General features: G+C 55.1%; 16 protein-coding genes and 1 pseudogene. 10 read left to right on the top strand and 7 right to left on the bottom strand.

Annotation, left to right across the window (positions count from 1 at the left end; genetic code table 11):
* Nucleotides 1-130: 130 nt before the first annotated feature.
* The 4 genes from A3OW_RS0109345 to A3OW_RS0109330 form a co-directional block, all read right to left on the bottom strand.
* Nucleotides 131-1804, bottom strand: coding sequence for a formate--tetrahydrofolate ligase (locus A3OW_RS0109345; protein ID WP_020563177.1), 1674 nt, complete (start codon nt 1802-1804; stop codon nt 131-133).
* A 93-nt stretch (nt 1805-1897) separates the two neighbouring features.
* Nucleotides 1898-3154: a serine hydroxymethyltransferase gene (glyA, locus tag A3OW_RS0109340; protein ID WP_020563176.1), complete on the bottom strand. Its 1257-nt coding sequence runs from the start codon at nt 3152-3154 to the stop codon at nt 1898-1900.
* A 30-nt stretch (nt 3155-3184) separates the two neighbouring features.
* Entirely contained in the window at nt 3185-4582 is a 1398-nt protein-coding gene (locus A3OW_RS0109335; protein ID WP_020563175.1) for a glycerate kinase type-2 family protein, read from the bottom strand.
* Between the two features lie 17 nt (nt 4583-4599).
* Complete coding sequence (locus tag A3OW_RS0109330; RefSeq protein WP_020563174.1) at nt 4600-5457, bottom strand: NADP-dependent methylenetetrahydromethanopterin/methylenetetrahydrofolate dehydrogenase; 858 nt, start codon at nt 5455-5457, stop codon at nt 4600-4602.
* Nucleotides 5458-5793: 336 nt separating this feature from the next.
* On the opposite strand from A3OW_RS0109330, the gene A3OW_RS0109325 reads away from it, so the two are divergent.
* The 8 genes from A3OW_RS0109325 (at nt 5794) to A3OW_RS24605 (ending at nt 17363) form a co-directional block, all read left to right on the top strand.
* Entirely contained in the window at nt 5794-6771 is a 978-nt protein-coding gene (locus A3OW_RS0109325; protein ID WP_020563173.1) for a malate dehydrogenase, read from the top strand.
* Between the two features lie 553 nt (nt 6772-7324).
* A complete protein-coding gene (locus A3OW_RS0109320; protein ID WP_232422353.1) occupies nt 7325-7549 on the top strand; it encodes a hypothetical protein in 225 nt (74 codons plus the stop codon).
* A gap of 108 nt (nt 7550-7657) precedes the next feature.
* Nucleotides 7658-10414 (top strand): type I restriction-modification system subunit M, encoded by a 2757-nt coding sequence (locus tag A3OW_RS0109315; RefSeq protein ID WP_020563171.1) that lies wholly within the window; start codon nt 7658-7660, stop codon nt 10412-10414.
* Nucleotides 10407-11714, top strand: a complete 1308-nt coding sequence (locus A3OW_RS26380) for a restriction endonuclease subunit S (RefSeq protein WP_083918185.1) — start codon at nt 10407-10409, stop codon at nt 11712-11714. The genes A3OW_RS0109315 and A3OW_RS26380 overlap by 8 nt, the downstream gene beginning before the upstream one ends.
* A 4-nt stretch (nt 11715-11718) precedes the next feature.
* Nucleotides 11719-12354, top strand: a complete 636-nt coding sequence (gene darT, locus A3OW_RS0109305; RefSeq protein ID WP_020563169.1) for a type II toxin-antitoxin system toxin DNA ADP-ribosyl transferase DarT — start codon at nt 11719-11721, stop codon at nt 12352-12354.
* Between the two features lie 5 nt (nt 12355-12359).
* Complete coding sequence (darG, locus tag A3OW_RS0109300; RefSeq protein WP_020563168.1) at nt 12360-13403, top strand: type II toxin-antitoxin system antitoxin DNA ADP-ribosyl glycohydrolase DarG; 1044 nt, start codon at nt 12360-12362, stop codon at nt 13401-13403.
* An 11-nt stretch (nt 13404-13414) separates the two neighbouring features.
* Entirely contained in the window at nt 13415-16663 is a 3249-nt protein-coding gene (locus A3OW_RS0109295) for a type I restriction endonuclease subunit R (protein WP_020563167.1), read from the top strand.
* A 1-nt stretch (nt 16664) separates the two neighbouring features.
* Nucleotides 16665-17363: a M48 family metallopeptidase gene (locus A3OW_RS24605; RefSeq protein WP_020563166.1), complete on the top strand. Its 699-nt coding sequence runs from the start codon at nt 16665-16667 to the stop codon at nt 17361-17363.
* 105 nt (nt 17364-17468) lie between these two features.
* On the opposite strand, the pseudogene A3OW_RS25945 reads toward A3OW_RS24605, so the two are convergent.
* From A3OW_RS25945 to A3OW_RS0109275, 3 genes and pseudogenes are all read right to left on the bottom strand, one after another.
* Nucleotides 17469-18805: pseudogene (locus A3OW_RS25945) on the bottom strand (IS5 family transposase).
* A 333-nt stretch (nt 18806-19138) separates the two neighbouring features.
* Entirely contained in the window at nt 19139-20113 is a 975-nt protein-coding gene (locus tag A3OW_RS0109280) for a 2-hydroxyacid dehydrogenase (protein WP_020563164.1), read from the bottom strand.
* Nucleotides 20114-20178: 65 nt separating this feature from the next.
* Entirely contained in the window at nt 20179-21351 is a 1173-nt protein-coding gene (locus A3OW_RS0109275) for an aminotransferase class V-fold PLP-dependent enzyme (RefSeq protein WP_026223456.1), read from the bottom strand.
* 280 nt (nt 21352-21631) lie between these two features.
* Here A3OW_RS0109275 and A3OW_RS0109270 point away from each other — a divergent pair, with 280 nt between their 5' ends.
* Nucleotides 21632-22582: an HpcH/HpaI aldolase/citrate lyase family protein gene (locus tag A3OW_RS0109270; protein ID WP_020563162.1), complete on the top strand. Its 951-nt coding sequence runs from the start codon at nt 21632-21634 to the stop codon at nt 22580-22582.
* Between the two features lie 26 nt (nt 22583-22608).
* Nucleotides 22609-23808 (top strand): malate--CoA ligase subunit beta, encoded by a 1200-nt coding sequence (locus A3OW_RS0109265; RefSeq protein WP_020563161.1) that lies wholly within the window; start codon nt 22609-22611, stop codon nt 23806-23808.
* Nucleotides 23809-23810: the final 2 nt, after the last annotated feature.

Here is a 23810-nt window from a genome sequence, read left to right as displayed (position 1 = left end):
GAAAAAATCAAAAGCCGGAACGGATAGACGCGCCCATTTTGAATCATTGATAAAGCGGCCTCGTTGGGAAGCTGTGCGTCCGGTTTTTCGTATGGATGCGTTGAGGCCGCTTCTTCTGCCCGCTCCGAAACTAAAACAGCCCGGTAATTCTTCCGTGATCGTCGATGTCGATTCTTTCCGCGGCCGGTGCTTTGGGCAAACCCGGCATGGTCATGATGTCGCCGGCGATGGCGACGATGAAGCCGGCGCCGTTGGCCAGCCTTGCTTCCCGTATTTCGAGGGTATGCCCGGTCGGTGCACCTTTAACGGCAGGATCGGTTGAAAACGACATTTGCGTTTTGGCGATGCAGACCGGAAAGCTGCGATAATCGCGATCCCACGCCGACAATTGCGCCCTGACTTTTGCGCCGGCCGTGATGCCGGAGGCGCCGTATAACTTGGTGGCAATCGTTTCTATTTTGCTCCAGAGGCTCTGATCTTCCTCATAGACGTAGCGGCATCCGGGTTCCCCGGACTCGGCCACTGCGATCACTTCCCGGGCCAGGTTTTCGGCTCCCCGGCCGCCTTCGGCCCAATGCCTGGAGACGATGCAGGCGGCGCCCAAGGCTTTGCATTTTTCCTGTAACAGCGCGATTTCGGCTTCGGTGTCGAACGTGAAATGATTGATGCAAACGATGCAGGGCAGGCCGTAATGATCGGTAATGTTGCGGTAATGTCTTTCGAGATTGGCAAATCCCGAGTCCAGCGCGGCCAGATTTTCCCGGTTGAGATCTTCCTTGGCCACGCCGCCGTGGAATTTGAGCGCCCGGATCGTCGCCACCAGAACCGCCGCCGAGGGTTTCAGGCCGGACATGCGGCATTTGATGTCGACGAATTTTTCGGCGCCGAGATCGGCGCCGAAGCCGGCTTCGGTGACGACGTAATCGGCCAGTTTCAACGCGGTCTTGGTGGCCACGACCGTATTGCAGCCGTGCGCGATGTTGGCGAACGGGCCGCCGTGAATGAAGGCGAGGTTGTTTTCCAGAGTCTGCACCAGATTGGGCTTGAGCGCATCCTTCAGCAAGGCCGCCATCGCGCCGTGGGCGTTGAGATCGCGGGCGAAAACCGGGGTTGCATTGTCGGCTTTGTAGCCGATGACGATACGCCCGAGACGCTCTTTCAGATCGGCGCGGCTGGTGGCCAGGCAGAGAATGGCCATGACCTCCGAAGCGACCACGATGTCGTAACCGTCTTCGCGCAGATAGCCGTTGGCGGGTCCGCCGAGGCCGGCCACAATTTGACGAAGGGCGCGGTCGTTCATGTCGACGACCCGTTTCCATTGAATGCGGCGAGGGTCGATGCCGAGCGCATTGCCGTGATGGATGTGGTTGTCGATCAGGGCCGAAAGCAGGTTGTGCGCGACGCCGATCGCATGAAAGTCGCCGGTGAAATGCAGATTGATGTCCTCCATCGGCACCACCTGGGCATAGCCGCCTCCGGCCGCGCCGCCCTTGACGCCGAAGCAGGGACCGAGGGACGGTTCGCGCAGGCACATAATGGTTTTTTGGCCGAGGCGGTTCATCGCATCGCCGAGACCGACCGTCGTCGTCGTTTTGCCTTCGCCGGCGGGCGTCGGGCTGATCGCGGTGACCAGAATCAGTTTGCCGTCTTTTTTATGGCTCAGGCTGTTCACGTAGTCCAGCGACAGTTTGGCTTTATAGTGGCCGTAGGGATCGAGGTGTTCGGCGTCGATGCCGTAGTGCTCCTTGGCCAGATCGATGATCGGCTGCATCCGGGCGCGCTGGGCAATTTCTATGTCAGACATGGTGTTTCTGTTTCCTAATGTGCAAAACGTGTAGGGCGAGTTCCATTTCGCTGTGGTCGAAATCGAACCCGCCGATGAGTCAGGCTTCCGGTTTTATTTGCCGTAAACAGGAAACTGCGCGCACAGTTTATGGACTTTTTCGCGCACGGCCGCTGCCACGTTTTCATCGTCGATGTTTTCCATGACGTCGCACATCCAGTGCGCGACGTCGATCATCTGGGCTTCCTTGAAACCGCGGGTCGTCGGAGCCGGCGTGCCCACCCGGATGCCGCTGGTGACGAACGGCGACTGCGGATCGTTGGGCACGGCGTTTTTATTGACGGTGATGTGCGCCTTGCCCAGCGCCGCGTCGGCGGCCTTGCCGGTGATGCCTTTGGGAATCAGCGATACCAGCATCAGATGGTTGTCGGTGCCGCCCGAGACGACGTCGAAACCGCGATCGACGAAGACTTTCGCCATCGCCTGTGCGTTTTTGATCACCTGCTGCTGGTAGACCTTGAATTCCGGCTCCATCGCTTCCTTGAAGGCCACGGCCTTGGCGGCGATGACGTGCATGAGCGGTCCGCCCTGAATGCCGGGAAAAATGTTCGAATCGAATTTCTTTTCCAGCTCGGGATTGCTTTTGCACAGGATCAGGCCGCCGCGCGGGCCGCACAGCGATTTGTGCGTGGTGCTGGTGACCACGTCGGCGATGGGCACCGGATTCGGATACAAACCCGCCGCCACCAGGCCGGCGACGTGCGCCATGTCGACGACGAAATAGGCGCCGACCTTGTCGGCAATCTCGCGGAAACGCTGCCAGTCCCAGATTCTTGAGTAGGCCGAAAAACCGGCGACGATCAGTTTGGGCTTGTGTTCCAGCGCCAGTGCTTCCACTTGTTCGTAGTCGATTTCGCCGGTTTTCGGATGCAGGCCGTATTGAATCGCGCGGTAGATTTTGCCGGAGAAATTGGGTTTGGCGCCGTGAGTCAGGTGGCCGCCGTCGGCTAGGCTCAGGCCCAGAATCGTGTCGCCGGGCTGAATCAGCGCCATGAACACAGCCATGTTCGCCTGCGAGCCGGAGTGCGCCTGGACGTTGGCGTAATCGGCGCCGAACAGGGCCTTGGCGCGGTCGATCGCGAGTTGTTCGGCTTTGTCGACGAATTCGCAGCCGCCGTAATAGCGTTTGCCGGGGTAGCCTTCGGCGTATTTGTTGGTCAGCAAGGTGCCTTGAGCTTCCAGCACCCGGGGGCTTGCATAGTTCTCCGACGCGATCAGTTCGATGTGATTTTCCTGGCGCCGGCGTTCTTCTTCGAGCGCCTGGAACAACTCGTCGTCGAAACCGGCAATGGTCATGGCTTGGCTAAACATGAATGTCTCCTGATTAAGTGTTTGAAATCTTTAAACGGCAAAATGGATCAGCAGCACCTGGAGGTCGGCCACGTTGGTGCCGGTCGCCCCGGTATCGAGCAGGTCTTCGGAGGCTCCAAGCGCTGTGTAGGAATCGTTGTCGTCGAGGCGGCCGGACGGGTCGACGCCCGCCGCGGTCATGCGCTTCAGGCTGGCCGGATCGACGATGCCGCCCGCGCTCGGGGTCGGGCCGTCGCGGCCGTCGGTGCCGCCGCTGAGAAAGGCCCAACTGCCGGGCAACCGAATTTGTTCGGCGGCCAGCGCGAACGCCAGCGCCATTTCCTGGTTGCGGCCGCCGCGGCCCCGGCCTTTGACGAGAACGGTGGTTTCCCCGCCCGCCAGCAAGGCGAGCGGTTTTCGGACCGGCGTTCCCGAAGCCGGGACGTCCTTGATGCGGCGATCGGCGGCGCCGGCCAGCTCGGCTGCCGCTTCTCCGGCGATGCCGCAGAACCGGTCGCTGTAAAGGCTGGCGTCGTAGCCGAGTTCCTGAGCTGTTTCCAACGCCTTGTTCAGACTGATCCGATTGCTGCCGATCAGCGTGTAGTCCGAATTCTCGAACAGTTTGTCGCCCGGTTTCGGCGTTTCCGGCACCTTTCCGGCAAGACCCCGTTCCAGATAATGACGGACGGCGGCGGGAACCTGCGGCCACAGATGTCTTTTCCGAAGAACGGCAACGGCGTCGGCGAAGGTCGAACGGTCGGGGACCGTGGGGCCGCTGGCGATCGAGCTCAAATCGTCGCCCAGAACGTCCGACAGCACCAGAGCGTGCACGTCGGCAGGGTAGGCCATTTGGGCCAATCCTCCGCCTTTCAGACGGGAGAGATGCTTACGGACGCAATTGATCTCTTTGATGTCGGCGCCGCTGGTCAGAAGTAGGGAAGTGACCGCGCATTTTTCTTCCAGCGAAACGCCTTCGACCGGACAGGGAATCAGCGCCGATCCGCCGCCGCTGATCAAAAACAGAACCAGCTCGCCGGCTTGCGCGGCCTTGACCCGCTCGGCGATCCGTTCGGCGGCTTTCAACCCGGACTCATCGGGCAAGGGATGGCCGGCACCGATGACTTCGAGGCCGGCTACCGGAACGGCATTTTCGTAATTGGTGACGGCAAGGCCCGGGTCGGCCAGCAGCTTCTCCGGAATGATTTCCAGAGCGGCTTGGGCCATTCGGCAGGCGGCTTTGCCGAAGGCGATCAGGTGGATTTTCGGCCATCGGCCGCTGCGGAACAAGGCGTTTTCCGGGGAATGCAGGCGGATTTCAAGGACGTTATCGCCGGCAGCGAGGCAGTTTTTCACTGCCCGATAGGGATCGGCCGCGCGGACGCCCGCGTTAAAAATGGCGAGCGCGTCCTGCCGAATTGCGTAGAAGGTTGGCTGTACCGGTTGGATCATGCCGTTCGGATAGCGCCTTAAGCCATTTGCTTGGCTAAGGCGAAGATGTTTTCGGCATCGAAGACCTGCCGGTTGTCTTCGAACAATTTGCCGATGCAGGCCCGGTGAAGCGCCAGTTTCAGGGTGCCGAAGCCGATGGCGCCCCAGATGATCTTGCCGTGGCGGTTCTGCCCTTTGTCCATGACGTCGATGCCGCCGATGCCGAGCGGCGGAGTGGCGTTGGCGTCCGCCATCAGTTCGATGTTGGGATTGTGTTGCCAGTGTTCGGCGGTGATCAGCTCGACGCCCGCGGCTCCTGTGGCCAGAACGATCTGGGCTTGCTCGATCGCCCGGCCTCTGGCGTCGCCGTCGGCGGCTTCCACCGGCGTGATGTCGACCCCGAACCGCGCCTTCATGTCGGCGCAGACCTGCGCGGCCCGGTCCATTTTGCGGGCGGTCAGGGAGACTTCCGCGCCTTCCCGGGCGAGCATCGCGGCGGCGCGCTGGCCCACAGGGCCGGTGCCGGCCAGCACCACGGCTTTTTTACCGGTCAGAGCGCCGCTGGCAGCCAGTTTGGCGACGGCCGCCGCCGCCGTGGTGTTGCTGCCGTTGCTGTCGAGCATGACGGAAACCTGAAATCCCGAAAAAAAATGTTTTTGCACGGCGGCGAATAATTGCTGCCCGGCCGCCATGTTGCTGCCGCCGATGAAGATGGCGGTATTTTTTTTATCTTTCGGCGCACGGGTAAAAATCGCGCCTTCGACCAGCCCGGCGATGGTATCCGGCGTCAGACCGCCGTAACCGATGACGTGATCGGCGCCGCCGTCGTAACCCACCACGGTATCGAAAACGGAAGGGTGCGGGTCGGTGTCGAATTGAAATAATAATTTTTTCATGAATACTTTAATGAGACTCCGGGTTGCCGGGATGTTGTTACAGTTTATCAAAAGCACCATTATACCTGAGAAAACGGTCGGGCTGCTCTAGTATGTGGAGTGGACGCCGGGGAAACGGATCTTCCGGTTTTGTCGAGAAAGAGCATCGGCCGGGGAAGCGTTGTTGTTAAAGCCCTAGTGCTGTGATATGGTTAACACCGCTGATAAGTGGGAGCCGAAACGACTTTATCATTGGAGTCGGGAATATTAAATGCCGTGGGGAATTTCAGGATATTCCGATTAGTCGAATGTAATCGATCGTTCTCCGGGGAAAATTTTGAAATTAAAGGATAACAGATGAAAACACCCGTTCACATTGCAGTTACCGGCGCTGCCGGACAGATCAGCTATTCCTTGCTATTCCGGTTGGCGTCCGGTTCGCTGCTGGGCCCGGAACAACCCATCGTCCTGCACCTGCTGGAAATTCCGGCGGCGATGAATTCGCTGCGGGGCGTGGTGATGGAACTACAGGATTGCGCCAGCCCGCTGTTATACCGTGTAGAAACCACCGATGATCCCCGGATTGCGTTTAAAAACGTCGATTATGCTTTTTTGGTGGGCGCCCGTCCCAGAAGCGAAGGCATGGAGCGCAAGGACTTGCTGGAAGTCAACGCCGAGATTTTTTCGGTTCAGGGCAAAGCCTTGAACGAGGTGGCCAGCCGCGACGTCAAAGTACTGGTCACCGGCAATCCGGCCAATACCAATGCCCTGATCGCGCTGAAAAACGCGCCGGACTTGAATCCCGACAATTTTTCCTCGATGACCCGCCTGGACCACAACCGGGCCATCAGTCAGCTCGCCGAAAAATGCGGCGTTTTGCCGACCGACATCAAAAACATGACCATCTGGGGCAATCACTCGACCACGCAATACCCCGACCTTCATCACGCCAAGGTGAAAGGACAGGACGCCTTGTCGCTGGTCGATCGCGGCTGGTTCGTCAACGACTTCATTCCCACGGTGCAGCAGCGGGGCGCGGCGGTGATCAAGGCGCGCGGGCTGTCCAGCGCCGCTTCGGCCGCCAATGCGGCGATCGATCAGATGCGGGCCTGGGCCCTGGGCACGCCGGAAGGCGATTGGGTCAGCATGGGCGTACTGTCCGACGGCACCTACGGCATCGAAAAAGATTTGATCTATTCCTTTCCGGTCACCGTGACCAACGGCGAAGTGAACATTGTCAAAGGATTGAACATCAACGAATTCAGCATGCAGAGAATGCGCCTTTCCGAAACCGAACTCAAAGAAGAACGGGATGCGGTCAGGCATTTGCTTTGACTGTCCGATGCCCGGCGAGACAACAAAGGGCGGTCGTTACCGCCCGCTATAAAACACTGCGGTCGTTTTACCGCCCGCTATAAAACACTGCGGTCGTTTTACCGCCCGCTATAGAACATCTGCGGTCGTTACCGCCCTGTTAATGCAATCGTCACTGAAAAATTAGCTTCCCGATAGTGTTGCCCCTGGGGAGTGGCTTTAGCCGCGATCCAGACGTTCCACGCGGCTAAAGCCGCTCCTATCACACGATTCGATTTCGGTAAGTAGTTTTTGGCCGAATCCTAAAGAGCTTTTAAGGATAAAAAAGCCCGAGTAACCGTATACTAAAAACCATCGACTACAGTGATTTAATGGGAGTCTTGTTTTTAACCTCAAACGCCAGGGAACACAGAGGCTCAATGTCCCCACCTCATCAGGGTTGATTTCAGAAACGGCGAAACCCGTTACCGTCCTTATCAAATAAAGTAGGACATCAAGACCAAAGCTTTCCGCCGCAAACAGAATACCTGCACTTGGGACACTCGTGCTGTTGTTCTTGAATATCAAGAATACGATGCCAAAAGTATTCGTTGAAGAGTTTAAATCCTGGATCCAGAATTTAGGCTATGAAGATGTGTTGACGACTCTATACAGTTATGGTCATGTTCAACTGCAACGCCAAGGCGAGATCATCCAACAACTAAAGCTGCCACGGGATTACAACAAAAATGTGGACGACATTGCCAAAGTTGTTCTTAAAGTGATGGCCGAGCAGAAAATGCAAAGTTATGGCATATAAGCGCCTAATATTAAATTGTTGTAACGCAAAAATTAGGCTGATCAACTGTTCAGCGGCAAAATATACGCTTTTTGATCATCGCAACACCGAAAACGGAACACTGACTTCATGGCTCAACTGACACTGGGACAACTGGAACGACATTTGATGAAAGCCGCCGACATACTGCGCGGCAAAATGGACGCTTCGGAATACAAGGAATACATCTTCGGCATGCTGTTTTTAAAACGCATGTCCGACGTATTTAACGACCGTTACGATCAAATCATCGCCGAACAGCTCAAACTGGGCCGCAGTCTCGAACAAGCCCTGCAACGCGCCGAAAGCCCCAGCCTCTACCCCAACGGCTTCGTACCGAAAATCGCCCGCTGGAGCTACCCGGAACGGGCGCAAAAAATCGACGGCATGGCCGCGCATTTGGCCGACTGGGGGCCAATCGATCAGAAAAAACATCTAGGCCCCATCGAACAATGGCCGGCCAAAGGTTTGGGCGACAAGCTCAATCAGGCGCTGGGTGCGCTTGCCGCCAGTAATACAGCCCTGGAAGGCGTACTGGAACACATCGATTTCGAGCGTAAAATCGGCGAGGCGACCATTCCCGACAAGGAACTGCGCAAACTGATCGAGCATTTCAACGGCTACCGCCTGCTGGATAAGGATTTCCAATTTCCCGACCTGCTCGGCGCGGCCTACGAATTCATGATCAAGTTCTTTGCCGATAATGCCGGCAAACGCGGCGGGCAATTCTATACCCCGCGCGACGTGGTCAAACTGATTACCCGGATTGCCAACCCCAAGGCCGGGATGTCGATCTACGATCCCACCGTGGGATCGGGCGGCATGTTAATTCAAGCCCGCGACTGGGTAGCCATGCACGGCGACAAGCCTGATAGCATCGCCCTGTTCGGCCAAGAAAACGACGGTGGCGTTTGGGCGATTTGCAAGATGAACCTGCTGATGCACGGCGTCCCCTCCGCTGATATTCGCCACGGCGACACCTTGCTGAACCCCAAGCATCTGCAAGGCGGCGAATTGCGGCGCTTCAATCGCGTCATGGCCAATCCGCCGTTCGCTCAAAACTACGAAGCCGAAGGCATGATCCACGATGAACGCTTCCGCTTTGGATTCACCCCGGAAACCGGCAAAAAAGCCGATTTGATGTTCGTGCAACACATGTGGTCGGTGTTGATGCAAGACGGCCTACTGGTCAGCGTCATGCCGCACGGCGTATTGTTTCGCGGCGGCAAGGAATACGACATCCGCAAAGGCTTTATCGACGCGGATCTGATCGAAGCCGTGATCGGTCTGCCGCAGAACCTGTTTTATGGCACTTCGATACCGGCCTGTTTATTGGTGATGCGACAAAACGCCGCCGGCAAACCGGAACCGCGCCGCCAGAAGATTTTATTCATCAACGCCGACCGCGAATATTACGAAGGCCGCGCGCAAAACTTTCTGTTGCCGGAGCACATCGACAAGATTGCCGCCACTTATGAGCAGTGGCGGGAAATTCCCGGCTATGCCGCCATCGTCGCCCTGGACGACATCAAGGCCAACGATTACAACCTCAATATTCGCCGCTATGCCGACAACGCCCCGCCGCCGGAAAGCCAGGACGTACACGCACACTTGCGCGGAGGCATTCCGGAGCGGGAAATCCGCGCCAAGCAAGCCCTGTTCGACGCCCATGGGTTTGCCTTGTGCGATTATCTGACCGGCATCGAACCCGGCTATTGGGCTTATCCCGCCCGCATTCAACAAAAATCCGACCTGCAAACTTGGCTGGAAAACGACGCCGGCGTTCAGGCCAAGGAACAGGCGTTGCATGGTGCAATGGCGAATTGGTGGCAACAGGCGCAACGCCAAATTGCCGAGTTGCCCGGCAATGGCCGCTTGATGGATTTGCATAAAAACCTGCTGGAAAGTTTCAATCAAAACCTGCTGCCGATTGGCCAGTTCGATTATTACAAGCTGGACGGCATTCTGGTGACCTGGTGGGACGTGCACTTGAACGACCTGAAAATTCTGCTGGCCGCCAATAAACCCAATCCGGACAATCCCAGTAAAACCCTGCCCGCGCCGGATAGGGCCGCGCGTTATTTGATTGGAGCATGGTGGGATGCTTTGCAATCGGCGTTGGAAGAAAGCCAGGACAAGGACAGCAAGGTCAAGGTGGATTTAAAAACCGAAATCTTGCCGGTCAAACTGACGCCGTTGCTGCTGCAACGCTGGCAAAAATTGGAAGCTAAGCAGGCGGCGCTGGAAAGCGACAAGGAAGCCTTCGAGGCTGGGCCGGAGGATTTCGAAATCGGCGAGGATGAAGACCATTACGCCAAGCAACTGGAAGACGAATTACGTACCCTAAAATACCATCAAAAAACCGCTCTGCTGCGCAAGAAGCAGCTTTGGGGAAAAGGAGATGGCTCGATAGAGTATTGCCGTCAACACGGCTTTAATGTTGCCTCATTGGAACGGGAACTCGAAAGCCTGGATGCGACGCTCGCCAAACAGACGCCGCGCATCAAGGAACTGGAAACCTTGCTGGCGCCTTACGTCGCCATCAAAGCCGGACTGGCCAAAACCAAGAAAATCATCACCCGATTGAAGAAGATTCTGCTGATCCGTCTGGAGCGCAAGATTCGCGCGTTAAGCGAAGCGGAGGCGCAAGCCTTGTATTTGTCGGTATTTTTCGAAGGCATCGCCAGCCAGCTCGACCGTGCCTTGCAAAGCCAGCGCCAAGCCGCCATCGCCGAATTGGAAAACTGGTGGGACAAATATCAGGAAACCTATGCCGATATTGCCCAGCGGAAACACAAAGCGACGAAAAGGCTGGAAGGATTTTTGAGGGGGTTGGGGTATGAATGATAATTTTCAACCATTAGGCAGTCTTTTAGACAACATTGCCGGTGGTGGAACGCCTTCAAAAAATTGTTCTTTTTATTGGAACGGCAATATACCGTGGGCTTCTGTAAAAGATTTCAAAGACAATCAATTTGGTTTATTTAAAACTCAAGACTCGATAACCGAAGAAGGATTAAAAAGCTGCTCGTCAAAATTAATACCGCCGGGTATTCCATTGCTATGTACACGTATGGCAGTAGGACGAGCATCAGTTACTAGCTTTCCAACTGCGATTAATCAAGATATAAAAGCATTATTTCCAAAAGAAAAACAGCTTGATTCTGCATATCTTGTTAGGTCATTACATTATCAGCAAGAAAAGCTTGAACGAGTTTCTATTGGTTCCACCGTTAAAGGAATCACGCTTGAACAAATCAAAGAACTATTAATTTTTGTTCCGGCTATAGATGAACAAAAAGCCATTGCCACCATTCTCGACACCATCGACGAAGCTATCGCCACCGCCGAAGCGCAATTAACCAAACAGGAAAAAATCAAACAAGGCTTGCTGCAAGACCTGATGAAGCGCGGCATCGATGAAACCGGCCAAATTCGCCCGCATTGGGAAGATAGGCCGGATTTGTATAAGAAAACAGAGCTGGGCTATTTACCGATTGCCTGGGAAGTGAAAACGATTGATAGTTTGGCTAATTATGTCGGAAGCGGTGTCACGCCAAGGGGTGGTAGCGAAGTTTACAAAAACTCCGGCATTTTATTTATTCGCAGCCAAAATGTAACTTTCGATGGTTTGAAACTTGCCGACGTTGCCTATATTGACCAATCAACTCACGAGGCAATGCAATCCAGTGAAATTATGGCGCATGACGTATTACTGAACATCACTGGAGCTTCAATCGGTCGTTGTTGCCCGGTGCCTAAGTCACTTGGTATCGCAAACGTCAATCAACATGTCTGTGCAATCCGGCTTCCAAAACCAAATGAACAAGACGCCAACTACTTATCGTTAGTACTGTCTTCGTATATTGGGCAGGATCAGATTGCGCGATTAAATGCGGGCGGAAATCGCGAAGGCTTAAATTATCAGCAAATTCGCTCGTTTTTAATTCCGTGGCCGAAAGATTTAGAAAGAAGCCAAATTGTCGAAAATCTGGCGTTCCATAAGGAAGATGTGATCTCCGGCGGTAAAGAATTATCAAAATTGAAACGAATCAAAACCGGCCTCATGCAAGACCTACTCACCGGCCAGCGCCGCGTCACGTCGGAACTGATCCGGCAAGTCGAAATCCTGACTGGCTCGGCCTAACCTTATGCCCGTCCCCGAGCGTGTTTGGCTGTACCACATCACCCATATCGACAATCTGCCGGGGATCATCCGCGCGGGCGGTTTACTGGCGCATAATGGCGTTGACGAAACGTACACCGACATCGCCCATCAAACCATCCAATCCCGCCGCAATCAAACGCCTGTTCGTTGTCCGCCCGGCGGTGTATTGCATGACTATGTGCCGTTTTATTTCTGCCGCCGCTCGCCGATGCTGTATGCCATTCACAAGGACAACATCGACGGTTACAGCGGCGGTCAGCAAAGCATTGTGTATCTGGTCAGCGAACTGGCGCGGGTGCAACAGGCCGGTTTGACGTTTGTATTCACCGACGGTCACGCCATCATGCAGTTCAGCGAGTTTTACAACAACGTGGCCGATCTGGACAAAATCGATTGGCCGCTGATGCAGGCCAGGATTTGGATCGACACCGACGAAGACCCCGACCGCAAACGCCGCCGGCAAGCCGAGTTTTTGCTGCACCTGCAATGCCCGTGGCCGTTGATTGCCGGCATTGGCGTGTTCGATGAAACGATGAAATTTCGCGTGGAAAGTATGTTGGAATCGTTAAAACCCGAACATTTACCGCGTGTCAAAGTGTTGCGGGATTGGTATTATTAACGCCTATGATTACCTATCGCCAAGGAAATTTATTGCAGTCCGACGCCGAAGCCCTGGTCAACACCGTCAATTGTGTCGGCGTGATGGGTAAAGGCATCGCCTTGCAATTCAAACAGGCGTTTCCGACCAATTTCACCGCCTATCAAAAAGCCTGCAAAGCCGAAGCGGTACAACCGGGCAAAATGCTGGTGGTCGATACCGGCAACATGATCAACCCGCGCTGGATCATCAATTTCCCGACCAAAACCCATTGGCGCGCGCCGTCGCAAATCAGCTATATCGAACAAGGCTTGGCGGACTTGGTTCGGGTGATTCGGGAATATCATATCCAATCGATTGCCCTGCCGCCGTTGGGCTGCGGCAACGGCGGCCTGGATTGGCAACAGGTGCAACCATTGATCGAAGCGGCGCTGGCGGATTTACCCGATGTCGAGGTGCTGGTTTATCCACCGCAACCAGCGCCCGACGCCGACAGCATGCCGGTGGCTACCCAGTCGCCTCCAATGACCCGTGCCCGCGCGCTGTTCATCAAGTTGATCGAGCAATATTGTCTGCCGGGTTATCGTTTGAGTTTGCTGGAAATTCAAAAGCTCAGTTATTTTTTGCAGGTGGCGGGCGAGCCGTTGAAACTGGACTTCAAGCCGCATTTTTACGGGCCGTATGCGGAAAACCTCAATCATGTGTTGCAACGCATCGAGGGGCATTTCATTCGTGGTTACGGCGACCGCAGCAAAGATGCCGAGATTCATTTACAGTCGGATGCGGTCGCGTTGGCCGATGCGTTTTTACAGAGCGATGCCGACGCCGGCCAGCGTTTGGCCCGCATCAAAGCGCTGATCGAGGGCTTTGAAACGCCTTACGGCATGGAACTCTTGGCGACCGTACATTGGGTGCAACAGGAAAACCCCGATGCCGACGATGCCGACGTCGTGCGCAAGGTGCATCAATGGAGTCGCCGCAAACAGGCGTTGATGCACGATAGCCATATTCTGAAAGCCTTGTCGCGTTTGCGCGCCTATGGCTGGATTTCATCAACCGAAACAAATTAAACGATTGCCTGATGGATCATAACGAAGACAGTGAAGTCGAACAACCGTTTATCGCCCAGCTACTGGCCCAGCCCGCACAGTTATGGCGGCATGTTCAAGGCAGCAAGGACAGCATAACCGATCAAGGCCGCGAGCATTGGCGGGAAGTCCTGTTGAAACCGCGCCTGCTGGACGCCTTACAGCGCATCAACCTCGACGCCAGCGGCAAGCCTTGGCTGGACGATAGGCGACTCAATCAAGCGTTTAAGGATTTGGACAGACTTAACGCCGCGACCGGCCACGGCCTGATGGAGAAAAATCAGGCGGCCACCCGCTTGCTGCTGGAAGGCACGACGGTTGACGGTCTGCCCGGCTGGAATGGAGGCCGCGATCAGCGCATTCACTTTATTGATTGGCACACGCCGGAAAACAACGATTTTCTAATCATCAATCAGTTCCGCATCGATGAGCCGGACGGGCAGCACAAAAAGTTTATCCTGCCGGATATTGTGCTGTTCGTGAACGGCATTCCCTTGGTGGTGATCGAGTGTAAAAGCCCGGCCACGACCAACCCTATCGAAGAAGCCATCAATCAGTTGCTGCGCTACTCCAATCAGCGCGATTGGGTCGATGCGCGCGAAGGCAACGAAAAGCTGTTTCATTATGCGCAGTTGCTGATCGTCAGCGATTACGACGATGCGCGTCTGGCCTGTCCCTGTGCGCAGTTTGAGCATTATTTGCCGTGGAAGGATTGTTACCCGACGACTGATACGAGCATTTTCGCTGCACAGCAGGGTAAAGCCACGTTGTCGCCACAGCAAATATTGATCGAAGGCGTATTGCGGCCCGAGCGGCTGTTGGACATCCTGCAAAACTTTGTGATTTTCATGCAGGTGGATGGGCGAACCGTAAAGGTTGCGCCGCGCTATCAGCAATATCGCGCGGTATTGAAAGCCATGCAGCGGCTTGAAAGTAAACCGACACGACTTCAGGATGGCGAATTCGACCGTCGAGGCGGGATAATCTTTCATACTCAGGGTTCGGGCAAAAGTTTGACGATGGTGTTTTTGGTGCGGCGGATGCGCAACCATGTCGATTTGCGTCATTTCAAGGTGGTGTTCGTCACCGACCGCATCGATTTGCAGGATCAATTATCGGCTACCGCCGAACTGACCGGTGACGGCGTCAATATCGTGGAGCGCGTGCGCGAACTGCCGGCGGTTTTGCGCAAACCGGGGCCGGGATTAGTGTTTGCGATGCTGCAAAAATACCGCTCCCCGGATGAGGAGAAGAACGACGACGAGGCGTTGGACGGCATCGGCGAGTTGAATGCGTCCGAATCGATTTTGCTGATCGTCGATGAAGCCCACCGCAGCCATGCCAAGAACTTGCATGCCAATTTGATGATGGCTTTGCCCAACGCGGCAAAACTGGGTTTCACCGGTACGCCCATCATTATCGGTAAGAAAAAACGCACCGCAGAGATTTTCGGCGATTTTATCGATCATTACACGCTCAGGGATGCGCAAGCCGATGGGGCGATTCTGCCGATTCTGTACGAGTTTCGTAATGCCAACGGCGAAATAAAGGACGGCAAGACCGCCGATGAAATCTTCGAGGAAGTGTTTGCCCAAAAAACAATCGCAGAACGGCAGGCAATACAGAAGAAGTACGCAAGCAGCCGGGCTTTGCTGGAAGGTTCTGAGCTGATCAAAGCCAAGGCTCGCGATGTGATGCGGCATTATATCGAGGTGGTGCTATCCAATCACTTTAAGGCGCAATTAACAGCAACCAGCCGTTTGGCCGTGATGCGCTACTTCGATGCTTTACGCGAGGCACGCGCTTATTGGCTGGAAAAGATCGAGCAATTGCCGGGGTCTTTGCAAAATTTGCCCGATGAAATGTTGGAAACTCTGGATGAAGAACAACGGTTTTTGGTGGAGGCGTGGCCACTGCGGAGCCTGATCGCCAAATTGGAATTTGCCCCGGTGTTTTCCGCTGCTCATAACGATGATCCGGCACTGGCCGAATGGAGCGATAAAAGTAAAATCGAACAACGCATTGCCCGCTTTAAAAAGCCGTTTAGCCACAAAGACCCGGACAAAGCCGATCCACTGGCGTTTTTGATCGTCAAAAATATGTTGCTGGTCGGGTTCGATGCGCCCAATGAACAGGTGTTGTACATCGACCGGCGTCTGAAGGAGGATGAACTGCTGCAAGCGATAGCCCGCGTCAACCGTACCCGGAGCGGCAAGAACGTCGGTTATGTAGTGGATTATGTCGGTATTGGCGGTTATCTGGCCGAAGCGTTGAGTGCATACGCCAAAGACGACATCAGCGGTGCGTTTCGTTCGGCCAAGCAGGAATTGCTGGATTTGCGTGACCGTCACGCGCGGATCATTAATTTATTCAAGGAATGGGGTATTGCCGATTTGGACGATACCGAAGCGGCTGCCGAAGCATTACGGCCACTCGATAGACGAGGGAAGTTTGTCGTTGCCTATCAGCAGTTTTTGAAAACCTTTGGTAATCTGGAACATCGCCCTGAAGCTCGCCCTTACGCCAAGGATGCTAAAACGCTGGGCTTTATCGCAGCCCGCGCCCGGAATAAATTCAAAGATGCAAAACTGAACATTGCCGGGGTCGGCGACAAGGTGAGAGCGATTATCGATGAATATGTCATCAGTAAAAGCATTGAGTCGGGGATAGCCCCCGTTGATTTACTGGACGGCAAATTTAAAAAACAGGTTAAGCGTCAAAAGTCGGACCGTGCCGCCGCCGAAATGATGGCACATGCCGCGAGGCATTACCTTCAGCAGAAAAATAAGCAAAAGCCGGACGCCTATACCAAATTAAGCAAGCATCTCGAAGCGATTCTGAAAAAATTCAGTCAGGATGCCAAGGAGCTTCGCAAAGCCCTGGAAGAATTCATTAAAAACATGGAGCGGCACGAAGAAGAGAACGATACCGGTTTGAATGGTCAAACCCAGTTACCGTTTTATATGTTGCTGGTCGAAGAATATCAGTCCGCCGGTGGTGATCTGACCGAGGAAATCAAGCTTGACTTGATCGAGATGACGGTCGAAGCGGTGGAGCAAATCAGCCGGCAAATCGTTAGCGTCAACTTTTGGAATGACTCTCACAAGCAAAGCGTGTTGCGTGGTCGATTAATTGAACTATTGGACTACAGCTCTATTTTTGAATTTGAAGCGGTTGAGGCGACGGCTGACCGAATGTTGGAACTGGCCCGACATCTTCACCGCAGATTGGTAGCGGATTGATATGCAGTTCTATCAATCGGACGATCTACGTTTTACTGTTCAAACCAGCGCCAAACGCAAGTCGCTGGGTATCACCGTGGATCGTGACGGCTCGTTATTGTTGCATACGCCTCTGAATGTCGCTGATGGCGAAATCGAGGAATTTATCAAGGAAAAACGGCTATGGATTTATACCAAGCTTGCCGCCAAGGAGTTTTTAACCGAACAAGCCCATCCGGAACGGCGGTTTATAGACGGTGAAGGGTTCTGTTATTTGGGGCGCAGCTATCGCTTGGTGTTGATAAATAGCCGTATTCAATCTGTGATTTTCAGATCCGGTCGATTCTATTTGGCAATGAACCGGCAAGATTCTGCCAGAGAATTGTTCATCGACTGGTACAAGCAAAAGGCCATGCTTAGTCTTCCCGGGTTAGTGTCCGAATTCACAACACGTCTTGGCGTTAAGGCGCAAGGGCTTAGAGTGATTGAACTTGGTAATCGTTGGGGATCGTGTTCTGACGGTGGAGTATTGAATTTTCACTGGAAAGTCATCCAACTACCGCAAAAGCTTCTTCGCTATATCGTTGCCCATGAAGTTGTGCATTTAGTGCAAAAACATCATTCGCCTGAGTTCTGGCAAACCCTAGAGCGATTACTGCCGAATTATGCTGAACTCAAATTCGAGCTGGGAGCGGAGGCGTTGAAATATGTACGGTTGTAAATGCTAATTCATGACAAATAGCCAGATCCTGTGTATGCCGACTTTGAATCAGGCAGCAATTATTTAGTCTACCCTGAAAAAGCCTAAATTTTAAAATCAGGTTTATTATGTTGGCAGTAACACAAGCCTACTCTGTGAGAGCGCCCAAAAGCGATGGAGCCCTTGCCAAAGATCAGGCCAAAAAATCCTCAGCTGCCTGAGGATTAAACGGATATTATGGCCAGCCCCGCATAAAACGGCATGGAGAGCATCGCCCAGCGTGCCTTTGAGGTAGTTACGGCGCAGAAGTCCGTCGTTCTTCAGGTGGCCGATGATGGGCTCGATCGAGTTGCGTCGTTTCAAGGCCCGCTTCAGCCGGCGCGTATTCAACCCACGCTTTTGCCGCGCCTTGTAAATTTTGACGCCCGGGATGTCAACGCCGCGATAGCCCAGATCCACAAAGGCTTCTTCCGCTTTAACGCCGGATAGGATTTCCGCCTGCTCCAGGCAGGAGTACAGGGTGTGTCCGTCGTAAGGGTTGCCCGGAAAACTGCGTGCGCCGAGCACGAAGTTGCTTTGATTCGTGACGGTGACGCCCACTTTGACGCCGAACTCGTACTTTTTATGGACTTTGCCCTTGCTGATGCATTCGGTTTCCGGCGCATGGAAGCTGTAAAGCTTGTTTTTATCGTGGGGCTGTTGCGCCAGAATCCGCCGGGTTTTGTGCAGGGCATCCTGAAATGCCGCCTGAACTTCGACCGGCCGCGCTGGCAATTGTCGTTCAATATCCCGGAGCACGCGCCCGACCAGGGTCTTTAACTGCTTGAGCACTTTGCGCTTGCGCTGCATCTGCCGGGCATGCTGATAACGATTCACCAACAAGAGCAAGAACGGTGCTTTGCGATTGTAATTCTGGCGCAGCGGAATCCGATGCGTATCAGTCAGGCGGGCCAGATGTTGCCGGCATCTTTCGTACAGCTTGCCATCGGTCGGGTAGGTGATCGCTTTTTCCTGCACCGTGCTGTCCACGGTGACCGATTTGAAGTGGCTGGGCTTGACGGTTTTACTGTCCACGCCCGCCTGAATGGTCACCGACAGCAGCCATTCGCAGCCGGCTTCACCGATCCTTTGCCGCCATTTTGTCAACGAGGTCGGATGGCAGGGCAATTCATGCTGGAAAAACTCTTCCCCGCAAAAATACTGCCAGTATGGATTCTCTACCCAGCGCGCCACCACCTCTTCATCGGAGTGTGCGAACGCGTGTTTCAAATAGTGCAGCCCCGCAATGAGGCGGATGGGTAAAGCCGGGGCGCCGGTGTCCGTCATAAAATATTGGCCTAACTCCTGGTCCAAAACCCGCCAATCGATCAGATCGGCTAACCGATACAGTTGTCCAATAAATCCGTCAGGCGGGTGCGGAATAGATCGTTTTGACCGCCGCTTTCGGGTGATTTCGGCTTCATGGGCTCAATCCATAATTGCAAGAAATTAGGATCTATTTTAACGCTTTCTTGTAATTTTAGCCTCGACTATTGCTTGCTTTATATTTCTATTTCAATGAGTTGTAAATTATTCAGGGCGACGATTTAACTCCGATTAAAAACCTAGCACGCTGAATTATTGTTTGATTCAGATTTTCCATGCCATAGTTAAAAAACAGTCCGGCTTTTGGCTTAGTGATGGAACATTTTAGTGTTTTTAGACAAATGAATAGTAATGGGCCAAGATCTACTTTGCCTGAAAGTGATTTCCGAACTGATCAAAAGCAATAAGATTCAGTTAATGCGATTCGAGTTTCATACGACTTTGTCCCCGGGTTCCCGGCCTGCGAAGAAGGCCGAAATATTTTCTATCACCCGGTTGCCCATCGCGATCCGGGTTTCTTCGGTCGCGCTGCCGAGGTGCGGCAAGAGGGCGATATTGTCCAGCTCCAGAAGTCCCGGATAAACGTTCGGCTCGCCTTCGAACACGTCCAGGCCCGCTCCTGCAATCCAGCCTTCCTTCAGCGCCTTGCACAGCGCGATATTGTCCACGACGTCGCCCCGGGCGGTGTTGATCAAATGCGTCGAAGGCCGCATCCGTTTCAGCCGCTGTTCATTGATCAAATGGTGATTTTCAGGACTGCCCGGGCAATGCAGCGAAACAAAATCCGCTTGCGCCAGCAGATCCTCGATCGTTTCGCAGCGAACCGCGCCGAGATCGTCGACGACCTGCCGGGGCGGAGGGTTGCGCGGCGTATAAAACAAGATGTTCATGCCGAAACCGTGATGCGCTTTTTTCGCCATCGCCTGGGCAATGCGGCCGAGTCCGATCAGTCCCAGGGTTTTGCCGGTGACTTTCTGGCCGAGCATCTGAGTCGGGCACCAGCCGGTCCATCGCCGGCTGCGCACCAGGCGCTCGCCCTGGGAAGCACGGCGGGCCGACATCAACAGCAGCAGCATCGCAATGTCGGCGGTGCAGTCGGTCAACACGTCCGGCGTGTTGGTGACGGTCAGACCCTGTTCCCTGGCCGCGGCAATGTCGATGTTGTTGTAGCCGACGCCGAAATTGCCGATGATTCCGGCCCTTTTGTTCTCGACGCGGAGCACGTCGGCGGTGATCGGGTCGGTTACGGTCGGCAGCAGGGCGTCCGCGGTCTGCAGGGCCCGCTTCAGTTCGTCGGCCGTCATCGGGACGTCGCTTTCGTTGAGCGTCACGTCGTACAGTTCTTTCAGTCTGGCTTCGACTTCGACAGGCCACTTGCGGGTTACGACGACTTTGGGCTTGCTCATGGCATATCTCCTGATGAGGAAGGGGAGGCGCGAGGGCAGGAAAGCGTCTTTCCTGCCCGATACCTTTATTCTGCTTTTGCGGTGGTACGGTAATACTCGACAGCCGCGGCGACGCCGCTGCCGGGCTTGATGTCGAAGCCGCAATCCAGCATGGCCATTTCGACGCCGGCGAACGCGCCGAGCATCGAAACGTCGTTCATGTCGCCCACGTGGCCGATCCGGAAGACTTTGCCGGACAATTCGGAAAGTCCCGCGCCCAGCGAAAGATTGTATTTTTTGAACGCGGTGCTGATGACTTCACGCGCGTCCTTGTGCTCGGGCACGACGACCGCCGAAACGGTGTCCGATTCGAAACCGGGATGGGCGCACAAGCCCAGGCCCCAGGCTTTGATCGCCCGGCGGGTGCCTTCGGCGAGACGGTGGTGGCGTGCGTAAACGTTGTCCATGCCTTCTTCGAGCAGCAGATCCAGCGCCTTGCGCAGGCCGTACAGAATCGGCAGGGCCGGCGTATAAGGCGTATAGCCGTCCTTGTTCTGATTCATTTGATCGCGCAGATCCAGGAAACAGCGTGGATACTTGCTGGTTTCGGTTGCTTTCAACGCTTTCTGGCTGAAGCACAGAAAGGCGCCGCCGGCCGGCAGCATGAAGCCTTTTTGCGAACCGCTGATGGCACCGTCGACGCCCCATTCGTCCATGCGGAAATCCAGGCTGGCGATCGAGCTGACGCCGTCCACGAACAGGAGCGCCGGATGGTCGGCCGAATTCAGGGCCTTGCGGACGCCGGCGATGTCGCTGGTGACGCCGGTGGCGGTTTCGTTATGGGTCGCCAGCACCGCCTTGATTTCGTGGTTTTTGTCTTCCTTCAGGCGGGCTTCCAGCTTGTCCAGAGGAATGCCCCGGCCCCAGGTTTCCTGGTGGATTTCGACGTCGAAGCCCAGGCGCTTGGCCATTTCCGCCCACAAATGACTGAATTGGCCGAAGCGGTATATCAGCACCTTGTCGCCGGGGTTCAGCGTATTGGTCAAGGCCACTTCCCAACCCGCGGTACCGGTCGCGGGGAAAATGAAACACTGGCCGTCTTCGGTTCTGAAGACTTTTTTCAGGTCTTCGAGCAGCGGCTTGAACAAGGTGGGAAACTTGGGCGAGCGATGATCTTCCATGGGAGCATGCATCGCGCTTAAAACTTCATGGGGCACGTTGGTTGGGCCTGGAATGTATAGGTGGTTACGACCAGCCATGGATTTTCCTCTCTGGGTAGTGATACGTGAAATAAACTCGGCAGTTGCAGTCGGGAGCCGTTTAAATGAGCCGAAATCAAAAACCGATAATGATGACATACCGGAGTGTAATCGGCAAGGCCCGTTTTATTGAGGAGACACAGTTTACGCGTTAATCATTGACTTTGCCCCGCCTGAAAGTACAATGGGGGATTTATTTATTCCCGGCCGGAGAAGAAACAAGGATGCAGTCTTCCGGGCCGGTTTATTCGTTCAAGAATTCACAAGCAGGTAGTTAAAAATGAGTCACACTTTATATACGGCGTCGGTGCAACGCATTCAACGCTGTGAATTAGCGGTTCCCGGCTCCAATCCCGGGATGTTTGAAAAAGCCTTGAAAAGCGGTGTGGACTACATTTTTCTGGACTTGGAAGATGCGGTGGCGCCCGACGACAAGCTGCGGGCCCGCAGAAACATCATCGAAGCCATCAACGATCTCGACTGGAAAGGGCACGGCATCACTCTGTCGGTGCGCATCAACGGGCTCGACACCCAGTATATGGTACGCGACGTCGTCGATCTGGTCGAGCAGGCCGGCGCCAAAATCGACACGATCCTGATTCCCAAGGTCGGCGTTTACGCCGACGTCTACATGGTGGAAGCGATGCTGAATCAACTGGAGATGCAGCAAGGGCTCAAAAACAGAATCGGCATCGAAGCCTTGATCGAAACCGCGCTGGGCATGGCCAACGTCGAGGACATCGCCCGCCAGGGCGCGTCGGGCCGTCTTGAAGCCCTGCATTTCGGCGTGGCCGATTACGCGGCCAGCAACCGGGCCAGAACCGTCAACATCGGCGGGCTCAATCCCGACTATCCGGGCGATCAGTGGCATGCCGCGATCAGCCGCATGACGGTTGCCTGCCGGGCCTACGGCCTGCGTCCGATCGACGGACCGTTCGGCGATTTCAAGGACCCCGAAGGTTATAAAATGGCCGCCCGCCGCGCCGCGGCGCTGGGCTGCGAAGGCAAATGGGCGATTCATCCCTCGCAGATCGAGCTGGCCAACGAAGTGTTTACGCCGCCGCCGGCCGAAGTTGAAAAGGCCAAGCGCATTCTGGCGGCGTTACAGGAAGCCGCCGCTCAAGGCAAAGGCGCGGCTGCGCTGGACGGCCGTCTGATCGACGCCGCTTCCGAAAAAATGGCGAACAATGTCGTCCGGGCGGCCGAAGCGATCGCCGCAAAAACCAAATAACAGCAGATAGCGAAGAGGGAGATGTTGTGGATATTCACGAGTATCAGGCAAAAGAATTATTGAAGGGCTACGGCGTCAGAATCGCCGAAGGCGGCCTGGCCTACAGTCCCGAAGACGCGGTTCAGCGCGCCCGGGAAATCGGCGGGCATCTTTGGGTGGTCAAGGCCCAGATCCATTCCGGCGCCCGCGGCAAGGCCGGCGGCATTAAAATCTGCAAGACTCACGATGAAGTGGCGGCCGCGGCGGAAGAATTGCTCGGCAAACGGCTGCGCACCCATCAGACCGGGCCTGCGGGCAAAGTCTGCAATCGCTTGTACGTGGAAGCGGGCACCGACATCGCCAAGGAAATGTATTTCTGTTTGCTGGTCGACCGCAGCGCCGAGCGCATCGTGATGGTCGGTTCCGCTCAGGGCGGCATGGAAATCGAAGAGCTGGCGAAAACCGATCCCGACGCGATCACCAAGATCCATATCGAACCGGCGGTCGGCCTGCTCGATTATCAGGCCCGAGAAATGGCCTTCGCGCTCGGCCTGGATTCCGAAATCATGAGCCATGCGGTGAAAACCATCCGGGGCTGCTACAGAGCCTTGCGCGATCTGGACGGCAGCATGCTCGAAATCAATCCGCTGGTCATTACCCGCAGCGGCGAGCTCGTGGCGCTCGACGCCAAAATGGGTTTTGACGACAACGCTCTGTTCCGTCAGCAAAAAATTTCCGAATTGCGCGACAAGACTCAGGAAGATCCGCGCGAAATGGCGGCTGCGGACAGAGGCCTCAGCTACGTCGGCCTCGACGGCGACATCGGCTGCATGATCAACGGCGCCGGTCTGGCGATGGCGACCATGGACATGATCAAACTGGCCGGCGGCGAGCCCGCCAACTTTCTCGACGTGGGCGGCGGCGCTTCGGCCGAACGCACCGAAAAGGCTTTCCGCCTGGTTCTGGCCGATCAAAACGTCAAAGCCATGCTCGTCAACATATTCGCCGGCATCAACCGCTGCGACTGGATTGCCGAAGGCGTGGTGCATGCGGTGAAGAAAATCGACATGAAAATCCCGTTGATCGTGCGTCTGTCGGGTACCAACGTCGAGGAAGGCCAGCGCATCATCAAAGAAAGCGGGCTGCCGATCATTACCGCGGACACCCTGGCCGAAGCGGCCGAGAAAGCGGTACAGGCACGCAACGAAGTGGTTGCAAAAGAAGCGCGCGCAAAAGCAGGTTGTTAAGG

Origin of the sequence: Methylosarcina fibrata AML-C10, assembly GCF_000372865.1 — a bacterium.
Lineage (GTDB): Bacteria > Pseudomonadota > Gammaproteobacteria > Methylococcales > Methylomonadaceae > Methylosarcina > Methylosarcina fibrata.
The sequence above is the reverse complement of the archived record's forward strand: the minus strand, read 5'-3'. Positions and strand labels throughout refer to the sequence as shown.

Bases quoted from the DNA above. Each gene is read 5' to 3' on its own strand.
- A3OW_RS0109280 (WP_020563164.1), bottom strand. From the start codon at position 20,113: ATGAGCAAGCCCAAAGTCGTCGTAACCCGCAAGTGGCCTGTCGAAGTC.
- glyA (WP_020563176.1), bottom strand. From the start codon at position 3,154: ATGTTTAGCCAAGCCATGACCATTGCCGGTTTCGACGACGAGTTGTTC.
- A3OW_RS0109330 (WP_020563174.1), bottom strand. From the start codon at position 5,457: ATGAAAAAATTATTATTTCAATTCGACACCGACCCGCACCCTTCCGTT.
- darT (WP_020563169.1), top strand. From the start codon at position 11,719: ATGCCCGTCCCCGAGCGTGTTTGGCTGTACCACATCACCCATATCGAC.
- A3OW_RS0109320 (WP_232422353.1), top strand. From the start codon at position 7,325: ATGCCAAAAGTATTCGTTGAAGAGTTTAAATCCTGGATCCAGAATTTA.
- A3OW_RS24605 (WP_020563166.1), top strand. From the start codon at position 16,665: ATGCAGTTCTATCAATCGGACGATCTACGTTTTACTGTTCAAACCAGC.
- A3OW_RS26380 (WP_083918185.1), top strand. From the start codon at position 10,407: ATGAATGATAATTTTCAACCATTAGGCAGTCTTTTAGACAACATTGCC.
- A3OW_RS0109325 (WP_020563173.1), top strand. From the start codon at position 5,794: ATGAAAACACCCGTTCACATTGCAGTTACCGGCGCTGCCGGACAGATC.
- A3OW_RS0109295 (WP_020563167.1), top strand. From the start codon at position 13,415: ATGGATCATAACGAAGACAGTGAAGTCGAACAACCGTTTATCGCCCAG.
- A3OW_RS0109315 (WP_020563171.1), top strand. From the start codon at position 7,658: ATGGCTCAACTGACACTGGGACAACTGGAACGACATTTGATGAAAGCC.
- A3OW_RS0109335 (WP_020563175.1), bottom strand. From the start codon at position 4,582: ATGATCCAACCGGTACAGCCAACCTTCTACGCAATTCGGCAGGACGCG.
- darG (WP_020563168.1), top strand. From the start codon at position 12,360: ATGATTACCTATCGCCAAGGAAATTTATTGCAGTCCGACGCCGAAGCC.
- A3OW_RS0109275 (WP_026223456.1), bottom strand. From the start codon at position 21,351: ATGGCTGGTCGTAACCACCTATACATTCCAGGCCCAACCAACGTGCCC.
- A3OW_RS0109270 (WP_020563162.1), top strand. From the start codon at position 21,632: ATGAGTCACACTTTATATACGGCGTCGGTGCAACGCATTCAACGCTGT.
- A3OW_RS0109345 (WP_020563177.1), bottom strand. From the start codon at position 1,804: ATGTCTGACATAGAAATTGCCCAGCGCGCCCGGATGCAGCCGATCATC.